The organism is Polymorphospora sp. A560 (genome assembly GCF_045781765.1).
GTDB classification, from domain to species: Bacteria; Actinomycetota; Actinomycetes; order Mycobacteriales; family Micromonosporaceae; genus Polymorphospora; species Polymorphospora lycopeni.
In genome coordinates this window covers 1985318-1999924 of the sequence record NZ_CP122282.1, presented here as the reverse complement: position 1 = coordinate 1999924, position 14607 = coordinate 1985318, and the positions used below count along the sequence as shown (strand labels likewise).

General features: G+C 74.1%; 11 protein-coding genes and 2 pseudogenes. 4 read left to right on the top strand and 9 right to left on the bottom strand.

The genetic code is table 11. The features are described from left to right. Positions 1-3 precede the first annotated feature (3 nt). The gene (locus QCD66_RS09145) at positions 4-513 is read right to left on the bottom strand and encodes a polyadenylate-specific 3'-exoribonuclease AS (protein ID WP_357537612.1); all 510 of its coding nucleotides are present in this window, start codon (positions 511-513) and stop codon (positions 4-6) included. A 503-nt stretch (positions 514-1016) separates the two neighbouring features. On the opposite strand from QCD66_RS09145, the gene QCD66_RS09140 reads away from it, so the two are divergent. Beyond that, the gene (locus QCD66_RS09140) at positions 1017-1709 is read left to right on the top strand and encodes a Crp/Fnr family transcriptional regulator (protein WP_357537614.1); all 693 of its coding nucleotides are present in this window, start codon (positions 1017-1019) and stop codon (positions 1707-1709) included. 47 nt (positions 1710-1756) lie between these two features. On the opposite strand, the gene QCD66_RS09135 is transcribed toward QCD66_RS09140, so the two are convergent. Further along, the gene (locus QCD66_RS09135) at positions 1757-1984 is read right to left on the bottom strand and encodes a hypothetical protein (protein WP_357537616.1); all 228 of its coding nucleotides are present in this window, start codon (positions 1982-1984) and stop codon (positions 1757-1759) included. A gap of 105 nt (positions 1985-2089) precedes the next feature. On the opposite strand from QCD66_RS09135, the gene QCD66_RS09130 reads away from it, so the two are divergent. Then, on the top strand, positions 2090-5830 hold the full coding sequence (locus QCD66_RS09130; protein ID WP_375735472.1) for an adenylate/guanylate cyclase domain-containing protein: 3741 nt from the start codon (positions 2090-2092) through the stop codon (positions 5828-5830). A 194-nt stretch (positions 5831-6024) separates the two neighbouring features. Here QCD66_RS09130 and QCD66_RS09125 read toward each other — a convergent pair whose 3' ends face one another. Beyond that, positions 6025-6711, bottom strand: a complete 687-nt coding sequence (locus tag QCD66_RS09125; RefSeq protein WP_364209847.1) for a lysophospholipid acyltransferase family protein — start codon at positions 6709-6711, stop codon at positions 6025-6027. Between the two features lie 219 nt (positions 6712-6930). Here QCD66_RS09125 and QCD66_RS09120 point away from each other — a divergent pair. Then, a pseudogene (locus tag QCD66_RS09120) lies at positions 6931-7410 on the top strand (hypothetical protein); the annotation flags it as partial. Positions 7411-8111: 701 nt separating this feature from the next. Next, positions 8112-9512: a trehalose-6-phosphate synthase gene (locus tag QCD66_RS09115; RefSeq protein ID WP_364209842.1), complete on the top strand. Its 1401-nt coding sequence runs from the start codon at positions 8112-8114 to the stop codon at positions 9510-9512. A gap of 17 nt (positions 9513-9529) precedes the next feature. Here the strand turns inward: QCD66_RS09115 and QCD66_RS09110 are convergent, their stop codons facing one another. The 6 genes and pseudogenes from QCD66_RS09110 to QCD66_RS09085 form a co-directional block, all read right to left on the bottom strand. Continuing rightward, positions 9530-10321, bottom strand: coding sequence for an alpha/beta fold hydrolase (locus tag QCD66_RS09110; RefSeq protein ID WP_364209948.1), 792 nt, complete (start codon positions 10319-10321; stop codon positions 9530-9532). Positions 10322-10465: 144 nt separating this feature from the next. Next, positions 10466-11884 carry a flavin-containing monooxygenase gene (locus tag QCD66_RS09105; RefSeq protein ID WP_375737041.1) on the bottom strand — a complete coding sequence of 473 codons (1419 nt, stop codon included), beginning with the start codon at positions 11882-11884 and terminating at the stop codon, positions 10466-10468. 167 nt (positions 11885-12051) lie between these two features. Beyond that, positions 12052-12777 carry an endonuclease/exonuclease/phosphatase family protein gene (locus QCD66_RS09100; protein WP_364209838.1) on the bottom strand — a complete coding sequence of 242 codons (726 nt, stop codon included), beginning with the start codon at positions 12775-12777 and terminating at the stop codon, positions 12052-12054. 64 nt (positions 12778-12841) lie between these two features. Next, a complete protein-coding gene (locus QCD66_RS09095) occupies positions 12842-13789 on the bottom strand; it encodes an ROK family glucokinase (RefSeq protein WP_364209835.1) in 948 nt (315 codons plus the stop codon). Positions 13790-13873: 84 nt separating this feature from the next. Further along, entirely contained in the window at positions 13874-14212 is a 339-nt protein-coding gene (locus QCD66_RS09090; RefSeq protein WP_407567279.1) for a hypothetical protein, read from the bottom strand. Positions 14213-14407: 195 nt separating this feature from the next. Beyond that, positions 14408-14589: pseudogene (locus tag QCD66_RS09085) on the bottom strand (hypothetical protein); the annotation flags it as partial. Between the last annotated feature and the right edge of the window lie 18 nt (positions 14590-14607).

Sequence of the window (14607 nt, the reverse complement as noted above, 5' to 3'; positions counted from 1 at the left end):
TGATCACGCGGATCTCGGCAGGCGGGAGAGGGTCTGCCAGCGGGCCAGGTTGTGCCGGGCGTCCACCAGGGCGTCGTGCTGGTCGGCCGGGGCCTTCGGCAGCGCCGGGCGGCCCAGGTCGTCCCACCGCTGACGGAGATCCTTGGTGAACCGCGGGATCTGCCGGGGCAGGGCGGTCATCGGCCCCCAGAGCTGGGCGAGCGCGACGTGGTCGTACGCCGCGTACCAGGCCCACAGTTCGACCTCCTCCCCCGCCCGGCCCCGGACCGGCTCGACCAGGAACTCGAGCAGGTCGTCGCGGATGCGGTCGCGGGACCGCCAGGCCCGGTCGGCCGGCGACGGCAGCCGGTCGAGCACGTTGCGGCGTACCCACGGGATGGCCCGGGAGCTGTCGAACTCGGTGGACACGGCGTAGAACTCGCGACCGAACTCATCCACGACGCCGATCGACACCAGGTCGATCGTGCGCCCGTCCTCGATGAACTCGCAGTCGTAGAAATAGCGGTAAGTCATCGCCGCCATCCTCGCCGACCGGCCCGGACGGCGGCCTCCCGGGGCACCCGCCGGCCAACCGCGGGCCCGCGCCGGCCGTGTCCCGCCGGCCGCGGCGAACCGGCGTACGGGGGTCGGGGTGACGGGGTCCGGTCGGCCCGGCACCCGCCCGGGCCGCCAGCCGATCTTCAACGGTCACGACACGTCCGGCGGAAGGTGGCGCGCTGGTGCGCCACCTTCCGGCCGGCCGCGGTTCCCCTCGGCGCCGAATCCGCCGCGCCCCCGTGCGGCCCCCACCCGTCGGCGGATCCGCGCACAGCATGTCCCGGGACAAGGGCACAGGACTGTCACGTAATCGATCCCAGGGGTGTACACCACCCGACAGGAGCGTCATGATCTGATGTTGACACTCGCACCGCCTATTGTGTGATGGTCCGTTCATCCGCCCGCCGCCGACCGAAGTGGACCCGGCGGCCGGGTGAGCCGGCACATGACCATGTTGCTTACCGGGGAGGGGTTGGACCGTGGAGGTTCGCCTGCCGGATCCGGGTGACGCGCTCTCGGGCGTCGAACTGTTCGCCGGTCTCGAACCGGAGGTGCGTCAACGGGTGATCGCCGCGGCGGTGCCCCGCACCTACCGCAAGGGCCAGTTGCTGTTCGTCGAGAACGACCCCGGCGAGTCGCTCATCGTGCTGCGACGCGGCGCGGTCGCGGTGTTCCGTACGGCGCCGACCGGCGAACGGGCCGTGATGACGGTGGCGCGCCCGCCCGACGTACTGGGTGAGGTGTCCCTCCTGGACGCCTCGACCCGGTCGGCCTCGGCCGAGGCGATCGAGGACTGCACCGCGCTGGCCCTGTCCCGGGGCGCGTTCATGGAGCTGGTGCACGCCAACCCGCGCATCCTCGACGCCGTCATGCGCTCGCTCGGCGCGCTCATCCGGCGGCTCACCGAGCAGAACGCCGACCACGTCTTCCTCGACCTGCCCGGCCGGGTGGCCAAGACGCTGGTCCGGCTGGCCGGCGAGAGCCAGGCCCCGATGATCACCATCGAGCTCAACCAGAGCCAGCTCGCCGAGATGGCCGGCGGCTCACGGCAGAGCGTCAACCAGGCCATCGGGTCGTTCGCCAACCGCGGCTGGCTGCGTACCGAAGGGCGCCGGATCGTCGTCACCGACGTCGCCGCCCTGCGCCGCCGCGCCGGCATGCCCGACCGCTGAAACGCGTCGGGCCGGGCATGTGCCCGGCCCGACGCGATCGCGGTGTGTCAGGGCTGGGTGCTGGTCGGCCCGGCCCAGCCGGTCGGCCCGGCCCAGTCCTTGTCGTCGCCGCCCCCGCCGCCACCCGGACCGTCCCAGCCGCCGCCACCGGCGGCCACGATGCCGCGCGCCTCCAGGTCCGCGAGCGTGGCCGCGTCTACGTCGACGCTGGACCCGGCGTGGTGGGTCGTGCCCTGCCCGTCGGTCCAATCCTGCTCAAGCCGGACATACACCATCTACGTACTCCCCCTCTGTCGGGCCAGTCACAAGCTGCCCGACTGTAGCCTCGGGGCACCCCGGTTGGGGAGTGCGAATGGGCTAAGAGCCCAGTTCCCGACAGCTTGCCGGCCCATGGATACTCGGCGTGGGCGGCCAGCCGGGTCGCCACCGCCGGCCGGCACCGGGTGTCCCCGCAGTGCCGGCAGACCGCAGCCGCGGCCGCCGGCGCCACCGACCGCTCGACGTGTCGCATGCAGGAGGACGGCATCCCCGCCCCATGTGCCCGGTGCAACCGGACCGCAGCCGACGACGACAGGTTCTGTGCCGGCTGCGGAACCGAGCTGACGCCCGCGTGCTCGCAGTGCGGCCGGCTGCTGCCGGCCGACGCCGCGTTCTGCACCGGGTGCGGGTCCAAGGTGGGCGGCACCGGCACGCCGGCACCGCCCGCCGTCCAGGAGGACCGCCGGCGGATCAGCGTGCTGTTCGTCGACCTGATCGACTTCACCCCGTACGTCGAACGCGCCGACCCGGAACTGGTCCGGGCCATGCAGACCGGCTTCTTCTCCGCCGCCCGCCGGGTCGTCGGCCAGTACGGCGGGGTGGTGGAGAAGTACATCGGCGACGCGGTGATGGCGCTGTTCGGGGCGCCGGTGGCGACCGAGACCGACGCCCAGCGGTGCGTCCGCGCCGGGCTGGAGCTGCAGCGGGTGCTGGCCCGGTTCGCGCCCACCGACGCCGGCCAGCTGCGCTTCCGGGTCGGGGTGGCGACCGGCGAGGCGCTGGTCGACGTGGCGGCGGCCCGCGACGGCGGCCAGGCGATCGTCGCCGGCGACGTGGTCAACACCGCGTCGCGGATGCAGTCGGTGGCCCCGCCCGGCGGGGTACTGGTCTGCGGCAACACGTACGCGCTGACCCGCACCGCCATCAACTACGCCGAGCAGCCGCCGGTGACGCTGCGTGGCCGGTCGTCACCGACCGAGGTGTGGCTGGCGGTCGCGCCGATGCAGCGGCAGCAGCCGGACCGCGAGCCCGACACCACCCCGCTCTTCGACCGCGAACACGAGCTGAGCCTGCTCGTCAACGCCCTGCACCGGTCGATCCGGGAGCGGATGCCGCAACTGGTGACGCTCTTCGGGCGGGCCGGGATCGGCAAGAGCCGCCTGGTCCGCGAACTCTTCCGCAACGCCGACCGGCTGATCGACCAGCCGCTGACCTGGCACACCGGCCGGTGCCCGCCGTTCGGCGAGAACGTCACGTTCGCCGCGCTGGCCGACATCGTCAAGGCCGAGGCCGGCATCCTCGACACCGACCCGGCCGAGGCCGCCGCCCGCCGGCTCGACGCCGCGCTGGCCGAGCTCGTCGGGCCGGCCGAGGCCGAGCGGCTGGCCGACGCGCTGCGGCCGCTGGTCGGGCTGGCCGCCGCGAAACTGCCGGCCGAGGAGACCGAGTCGGCGTGGCGCCGGTTCCTGGTCGCGCTGGCGTCCCGGCGGCCGACCGTGCTGGTCTTCGAGGACCTGCACTGGGCCGACGAGGCGATGCTGCGCTTCATCGAACTGCTCGGCTCGTCGGCGCGCGAGGTGCCGCTGATGCTGCTGTGCACCACCCGGCCCGAACTGGTCGACCGCGACCCGACCTGGGCCGGGGCCACCACCGGCGGGCTGACCATCACCCTGTCGCCGCTGCGCGCCACCGGTATCGCCGCGCTCTACTCGCACCTGTTCGGGCAGGCGGCGTTCTCCGCCGACATGCTGACCCCGCTGGTCGAGGTCGCCGACGGCAACCCGCTCTACGCCCACGAATACGTCCGGATGCTCATCGAGCAGGGCGCGCTGCGCCAGACCGGTCGCGGCTGGTCGCTGGACCGCCAGCACGACCTGCCGATGCCGGAGAGCGTGCACGGCGTCATCGCCAACCGGGTCGACCTGCTCGACGCCAAGGACCGGACCGTACTGCTGGCCGCCTCGGTGGTCGGGATGCAGTTCTGGCCGGGCGCGGTCGCCGCCGCGCTGGGCCGGCCGGTCGAGTCGGTCGAACGGTCGCTGCGCCGGCTCGAGCAGCGCGACATGGTCCACGAGCAGGCGACGTCGACGATGGCCGGCCAGTCGGAGTTCCGGTTCCGGCACGTGCTGGTCCGCGACGTCTGCTACCAGCGGCTGCCGCGCACCGACCGGGTCGCCCGGCACGAGCGGACGGCCGACTGGCTCGACACGCTGTCCGGCGGGCGGGACACCGACCTCGCCGAGGTGCTGGCCCACCACCGCTGGGCGGCCCACGAGATCGCCCGTACCCTCGGCGTCGACACCTCCCGCTACGCCCCGCCGGCCCGTGAGGCGCTGCACCGGGCGGCCCGCAGGGCGTACGCCCTGCACGTGCTCGACGCCGCGGCCAGCCACGTCGGCCGGGCACTGACCCTGGTCGACGACACCGACCCGCCCGGGCAGCTCCGGCTGGAGCTGCTGAGCACCGAGATCTCGTTCCTGCGCGACGGTGCCGCGTTCCTGGAGAGCGGCGGCGTCGAACAGCTGACGATGCTGGCCGACCGGCTCTTCACCCTGGGCGAGCGCCCGTCGGCGGCCCGCGCCTGGACCCTGCTCGGCCAGGCCGCCTGGCTGCGCGCCGACCGCGGTGCCGCGCTGTCCTGCCTGGACCGGGCCGTCGAACTGTTCGAGCCGCTCGGCGACACCGCCGGGAAGGCCGACGCGTACGCCGAACTCGGCCGGCTGCACATGCTCAACTACGAACGCGAACCGGCCATCGCCGCCGCCCGCACCGCCGCCGCCATCGCCGACCGGCTGGGGCTGCTGGAGACCCGGACCAACGCCCGGATCACCGAGGCGATGGCCCGCTACCAGGCCGGCGACCGCACCGGCCTCGACGAACTGCACGCCGCCACCGAGGTCTGCCGGGCCAACCAACTGCTGGCGCTGCCCCGGGCCACCCAGAACCTGGCGTACGCGATCCGCGAGGAGGGCGACTGGATCCGCTCCGACCGGCTGCTCGGGCAGGGCGGCGGCGCGACGCTGACCACCGGCTACTCCGGCGAGGCGATGCGGGCCTACTTCGACGGCGACTTCGGCCGGCTCCTCGCCGCCGCCGACGCCTTCGTCGACACCCCGAGCGGCCGGTGGGACATGCAGGTCCGCGGGATGCGGTCCTGCCTGCGGGTGCTGCGCGGCGAGCCGGTGCCGGGCGGCGACAGCCGGCCGGCCCGGGCCCGGACGGCCATCGACACCGCCCCGGCCCGCGGGCCGGTCGCGGTCGGCGACCCCACCGGTACGCCGGCCGACGACGTCACCGACGCCCTCGACAGCGCCCGCAGCAGCGGATTCCACCGCCCGCACTGGACCACGCTCGGGCTGGGCGCGCTGTGCCGGGCGTTGCAGGGCCGGCACCGGGAGGCCGCCCGGCTTCTCGACGAACTGGCCGCCTCGTGGTCGGCGGTACCGGCGCTGGCCAGCGGCGAGTGGATCACCGCGGCCGCGTACGCCGGGGCGCTCGCCGGCCGGGACGCGGCCCTGCAGGTACGCGGGATGCTCGACCGGGTCGGGCACCGTACCCCGTGGGCCGAGGCGGCGCTGCGTACGGTGACCGCGGCCGTGGTCGCCGCCGACGGTGACCACGCCCGGGCCGGACAGCTCTACCTGGCGGCGGCGCAGATCTACGCGGAGATCCCGGACACCACCGACCGGATGCTGGCGCTGGCGCTGGCCGCCGGCGCGTTGCAGCGGGCCGGCGAGCGGAGCACCGCCGACACGGTGCTGGCCGAGGTGCGTACCTTCGCCCTGCGCAACCAGGCGCCGGGCCTGCTCCGGCTCACCGAACCGGCCGGCGACGCCGACTGGACCCCCACCCTGGCCTCCTGACCCACCCGGCCCCGCGCGGGGCGGACGCCGCGCGGCGCTCGACCGCCGTGCCGCGCCGCCGCGCGCCCCCGCCGCGCGCCCGCCGCGTGCCCCCACCGCGTTGATCAAGGACTTGTTGCCAAGATCTGCACCCAGTTTGCCCGAAACATCCCCATGATCGACGGGGCGGGGCGCACGGGCCGGGCGGGACGGGGTCAGGCCGCCAGTGGTGGGGGCGTCTTCATCTTCTGGGCGTAGACGTCGACGTACTCGCGGCCGGACAACTCCATCAGCTCGTACATGATCTCGTCGGTGATGGCCCGCTCGACGAACCGGTCACCGGCCAGGTCGCGGTAGCGGGTGAAGTCCAGTGGGGCGCCGAACCGGATCCGGACCCGCTCGATCTTCGGGATCAGCTTGCCCGGCGGCTGGATCTCGTCGGCGTTGAGCATCACCACCGGGATGACCGGGGCGCCGCTTTCCAGGGCCAGCCGGGCCACCCCGGTCTTGCCCCGGTAGAGGCGGCCGTCCGGCGACCGGGTGCCCTCCGGGTAGATGCCGGCCAGGTTGCCGGCCCGCAGGACACGCAGCTGGGTGTCCAGGGCGGCCTGGGCGGCCCGGCCGCCGGAGCGGTCGACGGGGATGGTGCCGGTGCCGACGAAGAACATCTTGATCAGCCAGCCCTTGAGGCCCTTGCCGGTGAAGTACTCGGCCTTGGCGACGAAGGTCACCTTCCGGGACACCATGAGCGGCATGAAGATCGAGTCGGAGAACGAGAGATGGTTGCTGGCGATGATGGCCGCACCGTGCTCGGGTACGTGCTCCCGGCCCTCGACCACGGGCCGGAAGATCAACCGCAGCCACGGCCCGAGGATGACGTACTTAAGCAGCCAGTACAGCACCGGTGTCCTTCCGCCAAGAGTCGCCCGACCCTGAGTCGGGCGCCACAGGTCCCGCGCACGGAACTCTGGCATGAGCCTACGAACCCTGGGCGGCGCGCCACAACGCACTCCCGCAACCGGCGGCCGCCGTGTCACGATTCAATGCACGGCACGCGCCCTCACGAGGGGGGTCTGCCGCATCGGGCCTGGCGCGGGTCGCGCCGGTGAGGAGAGTGTTCGGTGTCAGCGGGTGGGGCGCGCCGGGGACGGCGGGACAACGGGTTCGACGCGGCGGAGTACGCCGTCGCCGGCGACGTGGATCCCCGCGTGGGTGAACACCTGCTCGACGTCCTGGCCGCCGGTGGCATCGCCGCCTACCTGCAACCGTCGGCCGACCTGAATCCCGTGACGCGCACGACCACCGTGCCGGCCCGCCCGGTCGACCGCCTCTACGTCGACCGGACCCACCTGGAGACGGCCCGCGGCTATCTCGCCGACCTCGCCGAGGAGGAGCGTCCGGCCGACAGCGGCCCGCCGGACGGGAGTCCGGCCGCCGGCACCTCCCCCGCCGTCGCCGCCCCGGCCGGCACCGTCCCCGCCGCGCCGGCCGCCGCCGGTCCCGGCGGCGGCACCGACGAGCCAGCGGCCCGGTCGGGGTCCGGGCGTTCCGACCCCGACGTCGACGCCGAGTGGGCCCGGATCGTGGCCGGCTACCACACCGAGATCGACGACGCCGCCCGCTCGTGGCCGGCCGCCGAGGACGTCGGCCCGGAGCGGCCGCCGACCGGACGGCCCCGGCTGGTCAAGGGGCCGGTCGACACCGACGAGGACCCGGAGACCGGGAAGCGACCCGGGCGCGAGGTACGGCGGCTGCCGTCGGCCGCCGACTTCTCCGGCATCTCGGTCGGTGGGCGCGACAGCGACCCGTCGCTGCTCGACGGGCTGGACACCTTCGGCGCCGACCTGCCCGACGACGACGAGGGCTACGAGCCGCCGCCGCCACCGCCGCTGCCACGGGTCTCGAAGTACGCCGTCGTGGCGGTGCTGGCCATGATCGGCGGGTTCGCGCTCTTCCTCTTCCCCGACCTGCTGCCGATCGACCGCTCCGTCGTCACGATGATCGGCTTCCTCGGCATCCTCGGCGGTTTCGTCACCCTGATCGCCCGGTTGCGGTCCGGCGACGACGAGGAAGATCGCGACGACGGGGCGATCGTCTGACCGGATCCGCCCAGATAGTGAAATACATCGACCTTTAAGGCCGGTACGTAACCCTCGCGTAACTTCTCGTCAGTAGTAATACTCTGATACGTCAATCTGCCACTCCACTACCGAGGGCTTGCGCTCGATCCGGTCCCGCGCACGATCCGCCGCGCGCCTGGTCCGGTCCTGACGGTGGGGGCCTCGCGAAACGAGGTGCCGGGATGCGACAGAGTTCCCTCGTGGTGGTGGCCAACCGGCTGCCGGTCGACGACACCGTGGCGCCCGACGGCGCCTTCGAGTGGCGCCGCAGTCCCGGCGGTCTGGTCAGCGCCCTCCACCCGATCCTGCACGACAAGCCGGCCACCTGGGTCGGCTGGGCCGGCGGCACCGGCGACGCGCCCACCCTGCCCGACGTCGACGGCATACACCTGCACACCGTGCCGCTGTCCGCCGACGACGTACGCGAGCACTACGAGGGCTTCGCCAACGCCACCCTGTGGCCGCTCTACCACGACGCCGTCGAGCAGCCCGTCTACCACCGCCGCTGGTGGGAGGCATACCAGCGGGTCAACCGGCGGTTCGCCGAAGCGGCCGCGCGGGCCGCCGAGCCCGACGCCGTCGTCTGGGTGCAGGACTACCACCTGCAACTGGTGCCCGGCATGCTCCGCGCCCTGCGCCCCGACCTGCGGATCGGCTTCTTCCTGCACGTGCCGTTCCCGCCACCGGAACTGTTCATGCAGCTCCCCCGCCGCGCCGAACTGCTCCTCGGCATCCTCGGCGCCGACCTGGTCGGCTTCCAGCGGTCGCAGGCCGCCCACAACTTCGCCCAGCTCGCCAACCGGGTCCTCAAGCTGCCGGCCACCGACCGGCGGATCGCCGTCGACGACCGGGTCGTACGCATCGGCGCCTTCCCGGTGTCCATCGACACCGCCGAGATGGAGGCCCTCGCCCGCCGGCCCGAGGTCGTCCAGCGGGCCCAGCGGCTGCGCCGCGACCTCGGCGACCCGCAGAAGGTCATCCTCAGCGTCGACCGGATGGACTACACCAAGGGCATCGAGCAGCGCCTCAAGGCGTACAGCGAACTGATCGCCGACGGCCACGTCAAGGTCCGCGACACGGTCATGGTCCAGGTCGCCGTACCGAGCCGGGAACGCGTCGAGCAGTACCAGATCCTGCGCGACCGGGTCGAACGCGAGGTCGGCCGGATCAACGGCGAGTTCGGCCGGGTCGGCGAGCCGGCCGTGCACTACCTCAACCAGCCGTTCGACCGGGTCGAGCTGGCCGCGCTCTACCGGGCCGCCGACATCATGGCCGTCACCCCGCTGCGCGACGGCATGAACCTGGTGGCCAAGGAATACGTCGCCGCCCGCGTCGACGACGCCGGTGCCCTGGTGCTCAGCGAGTTCGCCGGCGCCGCCGCCGAGTTCCAGCAGGCCTACCTGGTCAACCCGCACGACCTCGACGGGCTCAAGCTCACCCTGATGCACGCGCTGGAGGCCAGCCCGGAGGACGTGTCGAGCCGGATGCGGGCGATGCGCGGACACCTGCGCACCCACGACATCCAGGCGTGGGCGACCTCGTACCTCAACGCCCTCGTCCCGGGCCCGTCCCCGGCAGCCTGACCCGCCGCCGGCCCGCCTCAGGGCCGGGTGTCCTTCTCCAGCCAGTCGAGGATCGCGTCGATCGGCTCCTGCCACCCGACGTCGAGCATCAGGTCGTGGCCCATCCCCGGAAACAGCAGCGGGGCCGCGTTGTAGCCGGCGGCCGCCCGGTTGAGCGCCGGCAACGGCACCACCCGGTCGTCGGGGCTGCCCAGCACCAGCACCGGCGGATCACCGACCGCCGGCTCCGCCGGCCGGCCCAGCAGCACCTGCCACTGGGCGCGGGCGGCCGCCCGGCCCAGCCGGCCGGCGTACGCGCGGGCCGCCGGATCCGGCAGGCTCCGGCTGAAAAGCTGGCGCCGGCTCAACCGCAGCCGGCCCCCGAACGCCGCCGGCAGCGTACCGACCGGATTGCGGCGCAACGCCGTGCCGGCGCTGCCCCAGCCACCCAGCACCGGGGCGACGAGCACACCCGCCCGGGCCGGGTAGCGGGCCAGCGCGTGGGTCACCACCAGGGCACCGGCACCGTGCCCGACCAGCACCGCGCGTCGCGGTAGGCCCGCCGCCACCTGGACCACGTCGTGCGCGTACGCCCGCAGCGACGCCTTCGGCGCCGCGCCGCTGCCGCCGTGCCCGCGCAGGCTCAGCGCGTGCGCCGGGAACCCGCGCGCCGCGGTGTGGTCGAGCCAGTGCTCGGCGAACGCCCAGGCGCCGTGCCCGAAACCGGGTACGAACAGCACCGGCGGCCGGCCCTCGTCGACCTCGGGAAGGGCGGCGAGCACCTCCCGGCGTACGGGTGGGACCGGCCGCGCCCACTCCGCGGCCCGCATGATCCGGAGACTGGTCACTGAGCTTGCCTTTCATTCGCGACTGCGGGGCTCACTCGCTGCGCTCCCTCACTCCTCGCGCTCATCAAGCTTGCCTTTCATTCGCGACCGCGGGGCTCACTCGCTGCGCTCCCTCACTCCTCGCGCTCATCGGGGAGCAAGCTCCAGTTCGTCCAGTGTGCGCTGCACGGCGCGCAGGTAGTCGGTGTGGCTGACCTCGAACCAGTGCCGGGTCGACTCCTTGAGCTTCGCCCGGTTCCAGCGCTGGTCGGCGCCGGCCACGACCCGGGTCCGGAACGCCGCCGCCCGCTGCGGCGCGGTCTCCCGCAGCCGCAGCACCCGGGCGATCGCCACCGTCTGCCAGTGCACCAGCGTGAACAGGCCGGAGTCCGGCTGGAGCAGGCCGGCGACGGCGAGCGTCGGGTGGTGGCGCGGGAACGCGTTCAGGTAGAGCGACGGGCGGCCGGCCGCGTCGAGTTCGAGCACGTCGGGCGCCAGGAACTCGAACCTCGGCAGGTAGCCGGTCGCGAAGATCACCAGGTCCGGCTCGATCTCCACCCCGCCCGACAGTTCCACGCCGTCGCGGTGGAAGCGCACCACGTCGCCGACCGGCGTGATCCGGCCGTGCCCGACGTGGTAGACGAGTTGGCTGTTGGCGATCGGATGGGTCTCGTAGACCCGGTGGTCGGGGGCCGGCAGCCCGAACCGGGTGAGGTCGCCGACGGTCAGCCGCAGCGTGCGGTGGAAGAGCCACTGCCGGGCCCGCAGCGGCAGGCGCAGCGCCAGCACCGCGTCGTTGACCTGGTCGGCGGGGCGGCCGAAGACGTACTTCGGGGCGTACCAGTAGCCGCGGCGGGTCGAGTGCCAGCAGGCGGTGGCGCTCTGGGCGGCCTCGACGGCGAGGTCGCAGCCGGTGTTACCGGCCCCGACGACCAGCACCCGCTTGCCGCGCAACTGCGCCGGGTCCTTGTACGCCGACGCGTGGATGACCGTGCCGCGGAAGTCTTCCAGTCCCTCGTACGTCGGCTGCTTCGGCGCCCAGTTGTGGCCGTTGGCGACCACGACGGCCGCGTACCGCTGGGTGCGTTCCGGACCGTAGCCGCCGGTGCTGCGGGTCGTGACCTCCCACCGCCCGCCGTCGACCGGCACCGCCCGCACCACCTCGGTGCCGAACCAGATGTGCTGGCGCAGCCCGAAGTGGTCGGCGTAGCGCTCCAGATAGGACAACAGCTGGCTGTGGTGCGGGTAGTCCGGCCACGAGTCCGGCATCGGGAAGTCCGGGTACTGGGTCAGCGGCCGCGACGAGATCAGGTGGGTGCTGGCGTAGACCGGGCTGCGGTCGTGCCGCCAGTTCCACGCGCCGCCGATCCCGGTCTCGCGTTCGTAGCAGTCGACGTCGAAGCCGTGTTCGCGGAGGTTCTTGACGGCCGCGAGGCCGCTGGCCCCGGCGCCGACAACGCAGACGGTGTCGCCGCGGTCGTAGACCGGGCGGTTCGCGGCGCCGGGTTCCGCGGCCGGCGCCGATGCGTCATCGACGGGCGGCTCGGCGGGCTCAGGCTGGCTCATGACGACCGCGGGTGGAGCGGGTGGGTGTCATGGTCGATGGATGGGGGCGTGGGCGCCGGCATGACCGCAGATGATTCCGGCTCCGCGTGCCCGTTGTCCAGCCCGCCGGGCACCCCGCTCGCGGCGGCGCCGACCGGTCCCCGATCGGCCGGCCGGCGCGCCCCAGGTCAACCCGCCGGGGTGGGCAGGACGAGGTCGACGAGCACCGGGAAGTGGTCGCTGGCGCGGCGGGCCTCCGGCGTGTCGACGACGTCGTACTTCGCCACCTCGATCCGGGGGTCGACGAAGAGCGCGTCGATGCGGTCGCGCGGGTTGGCGCACGAGTACGTGTAACGGTCGCCGAGGTCGGCGGCGACCGCCGCGTCGGTGCAGCCGTCGGCGATGGTGCGCCAGGCGGCGCCGCCGGAGTTCTCGTTGAGGTCGGCACCGACGATCAGCGGCAGGCTGACCTCGGCCAGTGCCTTCTTGAGCAGCGTCGCCTGCCCGGGCCGCTCGGTCGGGTCGGTCGACAGGTGCGAGCCGGCGACCACGAACCGGGCCGGTCCGATCGAACACTCGGCGAACACCGCGCCGCGCATGTGCCGGCCGGGGGTGAGCGGGTACTGCAGGCACCAGGTTTCCCCGACCCGGACCCGCAGGCTGGTCAGCACCAGGTTGCCCAGCGACGGGAGGCCGCCCTCGGCGACCACCATCCCGAACGACTCGGCGAGCGCGGCGCACTTCTGCCGCCACCGGAACCGGCGCGGCGCCTCCTGCACGATGACCACGTCGGGGGCGAGCCCGCGTACCACCGCCGCCAGCGCGGTCCGGTCGTCCTTCTGGCTGTGGATGTTGTACGACAGCACGCGCAGCCGCGTGCCGCCGGTCTGGTCTGTCGATGCTGGCTGCGTCACACCCGTACCCCTCGCTAGTCCCGTGGCCGGCCCGTGTGTCGCACGGCCCGGCCGCGGTTCGTCCTCAGATCCGGCGGGCCAGGTCGGCGGCCCCGACCACGCCCGCGCCGTTACCCGTCTCCGCCGGCCGCACCGGCGCCACGGGAAGTCTGCCACGCTGCGCCAATGCGTCCACATAGGATTGGTTGAGCGGGCCGAGCAGCAGCTCACCGGCCTCGATGACTCCGCCGCCGACGACCAGCACCTGCGGGTCGAGGATCTGCACCAGGTCGGCGAGGCTGATGCCCAGCCAGTGGCCGATCTGGGCGAAGGCGGCGCGGGAGACCGGGTCGCCGGCCCGGGCCGCGGCGGTCACCATCGGACCGGTGATCGACCGGACGTCGCCGCCGGCCAGTTCCAGCAGCCCGGCCGCCTGGTCCGGCTCCTGGTGCGCCCCGGCGCGGGCGAAGCGGACCAGTGCGTTGCCGCTGCCGTACTGCTCGATGCAGCCGAGCCGGCCGCAGCCGCACGGGTGGCCGCCCGGCACGGCGAGCATGTGCCCGAGTTCGCCGGCGATGCCGTGCGCGCCGCGCAGCAGCCCGCCACCGATCACGATGCCGCCGCCGACCCCGGTGCCGATCGTGAGCATGACCATCGAGTCGTCGGCGTCGCGGGCGGCACCGAAACGGAACTCCGCCCACGCCGCCACGTTGGCGTCGTTCTCCACCGTGACCGGCAGTCCGACCGCGGCGCTGACGTAGTCGCGCAGCGGCTCGTCCCGCCAGGCGATGTTGGGGGCGAAGAGCACCGTCGAACCGGTCGCGTCGATCCAGCCGGCGGCGCCGATCCCGACGGCCTTGACCTGGTACGCCGCCGTCAACTCGGCGACCACCTCGACGATCACGTCCCGGGTCTTGGCGACGTCGTCGGCGGGCGTGTCCCGGCGTACCTGCGCCAGCACCACACCGGCCTCGTCGACGACGCCCCCGGCGACCTTGGTGCCACCGATGTCGACTCCGATGGTCAGCGTCACCGCTGCGGCTCCCCTCTGTTCTGCCCGGCGGCCGCCATCCGGGCACGGCGCGGCACCGGGATGGTGCTCGTGGATCGGTGCGGATCAGGCCTCGTCGCCCGGCCCCGCACCGCGCTGGGCGGGGTCGTCCCGCCCGGCCGCGGGGTCGTTCCGCCCGGCGGCCGGCTTCCGCGGGCCGGGCGCGGGGGTGTCCCGCGCGGTCGTTCCCCGGTCCGCCGCCGGTGAATCATCCCCGTCCCGGGCGGCGGCGCGCCAGACCTCGTCGTCCGGGGCAGGTCGGCCGGACGGTCGATCATCATCGGCGCCGGCCGGCGACCCGGGGCGGGCCGTGGCGAAGGCCCGCAGCAGGCTGGCCACCCCGGCGGCGAGGTCGCCCGCGCCGGTGGCGAGCCGCTCGGCGAACTCCGGGCTCGGGTCACGCAACGCGGCGATGCCCCGGCAGACCGGGCACACGCAGCAGTCGGCACCGCCGGTGGCGAATCCGCCGGTCGGACCGGGGGCGGTGGCGCCGTCCGGTGCCCCGGCCGTGCCGGCGGCGCGGGGCTCACCGGCGGCGCCGTCCCCCGGTCGGCGGCGCCGGCCGGTCCGGCCGGTCCGTGCGGTTCGGGCGGTTCGGGCGCCGGCCCGGCGGGCCGGGTGGGCGGCGGCGGATGTTCCAGGATGCCGGCGAGGGCGTCGCCCAGTGGTTTCAGCGCGTCGCCGACGGTGCGGCCGGTGGCCGCGAGGCGTGCCGCGGCGAGCGCCGTCGCGACCAGGCGCTCGGCCTCTTCCCGCGCCGATCCCGGCTCGGTCCCCCGCATCGTCGGCTCCTTACGGCG

Bases quoted from the DNA above. Each gene is read 5' to 3' on its own strand.
- QCD66_RS09145 (WP_357537612.1), bottom strand. From the start codon at position 513: ATGACTTACCGCTATTTCTACGACTGCGAGTTCATCGAGGACGGGCGC.
- QCD66_RS09135 (WP_357537616.1), bottom strand. From the start codon at position 1,984: ATGGTGTATGTCCGGCTTGAGCAGGATTGGACCGACGGGCAGGGCACG.
- QCD66_RS09115 (WP_364209842.1), top strand. From the start codon at position 8,112: ATGCGACAGAGTTCCCTCGTGGTGGTGGCCAACCGGCTGCCGGTCGAC.
- QCD66_RS09110 (WP_364209948.1), bottom strand. From the start codon at position 10,321: ATGCGGGCCGCGGAGTGGGCGCGGCCGGTCCCACCCGTACGCCGGGAG.
- QCD66_RS09105 (WP_375737041.1), bottom strand. From the start codon at position 11,884: ATGAGCCAGCCTGAGCCCGCCGAGCCGCCCGTCGATGACGCATCGGCG.